At 68.7% G+C, this 1,746-nt stretch carries 3 protein-coding genes; 1 reads left to right on the forward strand and 2 read right to left on the reverse strand.

Going from position 1 to position 1,746, the window contains the following annotated elements:
* Positions 1–769 precede the first annotated feature (769 nt).
* Complete coding sequence (locus GOARA_RS20050) at positions 770–922, forward strand: hypothetical protein (RefSeq protein ID WP_007320236.1); 153 nt, start codon at positions 770–772, stop codon at positions 920–922.
* 74 nt (positions 923–996) lie between these two features.
* On the opposite strand, the gene GOARA_RS00135 is transcribed toward GOARA_RS20050, so the two are convergent.
* Together GOARA_RS00135 and GOARA_RS00140 are read right to left on the reverse strand one after the other, a co-directional pair.
* On the reverse strand, positions 997–1,350 hold the full coding sequence (locus GOARA_RS00135) for a hypothetical protein (protein ID WP_007320237.1): 354 nt from the start codon (positions 1,348–1,350) through the stop codon (positions 997–999).
* Between the two features lie 49 nt (positions 1,351–1,399).
* Positions 1,400–1,746, reverse strand: a 347-nt coding sequence (locus GOARA_RS00140; RefSeq protein ID WP_007320238.1) for an MspA family porin, incomplete at its 5' end; no start/stop codon positions are given.

Below are 1,746 nucleotides of genomic sequence, written 5' to 3' on the forward strand. Positions count from 1 at the left end.
CAGGCCTGTCCGTCCCGGGTTTGGTTTGGGGTATCTTCGGGGCAGTTTTCGGCCCGACCGGCAGTGGTGTGGCTGGCGACGAAGGCGCTGACCCCTGCGGAGCGGGTTCATTTTCCCGAGGCGCAGGCACCATCAGTCCTGAACCCGAACCAGGCCCACCACCGGCAGGAGGCTGCTGCGGCGGGTTGTACATCTGATGCGATTCGCCAAGTGAGGGATCCTGCGCCGGGGGCACATAGGCCTGATCCTGTGACGGCGGTGGATCGGGCACCACGGCCGCGACTGTGCGCCGTACACGTGTCGATGGGCGTGCCGCACCGACGATGGCGGCCGCACCGGCGAGGAGCCACACCCATACCGGGATGTCGGGTGTCGTGGTGTCGCCAATGTCGGGCACGGCCGGTTGTCCGGGGACAACTGCGGGGGTGGGCGGTGTCGTCGGGCGTGGCGTCGTCGGCGCCGATGGTCGAGGCCGCGGCGGTGGTACGGGTCGGCCAGTCTGTGCCGGTGGTGCGGGTTGCCCGGTGTTGGGCGGTGCCGGTCGTTGACCAGTGTGCTGCGGCGGCGCGGGAGGACGTTGCCCGGGCAAGCCGGGGGCCCGGTAGCCGGGCACGGGGATGATCGGAGTCCCGTTGCCCGTGCCGGGTCCCGGGCCCGGGGAGCCGCCGGCGTTGGGGCCGTTGCCGGGTGCCCCCGGAGTGGAGCCGGTGGGTGGTGGGGTGTTCTGCGTCGGCTGCGGGGTGTAGGTCGGCACGTTGATACACGGCCAATGCGGACCATGCTCAAGGCGCATCTGGTCACACAGGGCATCGGCGTGGGCGGTGCCCGAACCACCGGAAACGACCGCGAACACGACGCCCAGACCAGTACCGACGGTCAGAACAACAGCGGCCAGTCCGGCCAGCCACCGCCACCGTCGTAGTCGAGCGACGGGACGCACCGGCGTGGGGCCGTCGGCGTCGGCGGGATACCCGAGAGGGCTTCCCGTGTCGGTGGTCATCCCCGGCCCCGGACAGCTGAGATGATGGCGTCGGTGCCGGCCCAGAACCAGCGTCCGGCCAGCGACATGACCAGAAAGAAGCCGAGGAAGACGGGCAGGTTGCCGTAGCGACCTGCCCACTCGGATAGCCGAGGTAGCGCGACTGCGGCGACGACGAGCAAGAGGCACCCGAGAAGCCAGAACACGAGTGTGGCAGCCGGTACACCCGCGCTTCCGGTCGGCTCGGTCGGTGCTGGCGGGGTGACCGATGGCTGCCGAGCCGAGCGGGTGACATTGTCGCCCACTGCCGGGATCACCTCCGTGTCGGCGGCACTCGCCGGCGTGTCAGTCTCGGTGTTCGGGTTGCTCATTGGGACGATTCCTTCGTCAGACCGGACGTGGACGGCAGAGCCGACCGGGCTACAGGTAGTGGGGTTTGCCGTAGAGGTGGTAGGTGTCGTCGTTGGTAGGGGTGGACAACGCGACACGCACGTAGGCGCGCACGGAGACTGGGCCTAGGCAGCTGGCGACTTTGGCGTGTACCCCTTCCAACCCGAGTCCTGCTTTGGGGCCAGCCAAGGATTTCGTACCGAAGGAGATGTCGTAGATGGCGCCGGGACGGATGGTGGTGGAGATGTTGCCCAGGGCTTGGCCGCCGATAATCGCCGCCGGCGGATAGGAGATCGACATCTGTGCGGTCGGGCCGGCCATCACCCCTAGGGTCAGGCCGGAGGAGATGTCGGTGTTGCAGGCGATCTGAAACCGGG

Origin of the sequence: Gordonia araii NBRC 100433 (genome assembly GCF_000241265.1) — a bacterium.
Lineage (GTDB): Bacteria > Actinomycetota > Actinomycetes > Mycobacteriales > Mycobacteriaceae > Gordonia > Gordonia araii.

Excerpts from the sequence above, each read along its gene's own strand:
- GOARA_RS20050 (WP_007320236.1), top strand. The coding sequence starts at position 770 with ATGCGGACCATGCTCAAGGCGCATCTGGTCACACAGGGCATCGGCGTG.
- GOARA_RS00135 (WP_007320237.1), bottom strand. The coding sequence starts at position 1,350 with ATGAGCAACCCGAACACCGAGACTGACACGCCGGCGAGTGCCGCCGAC.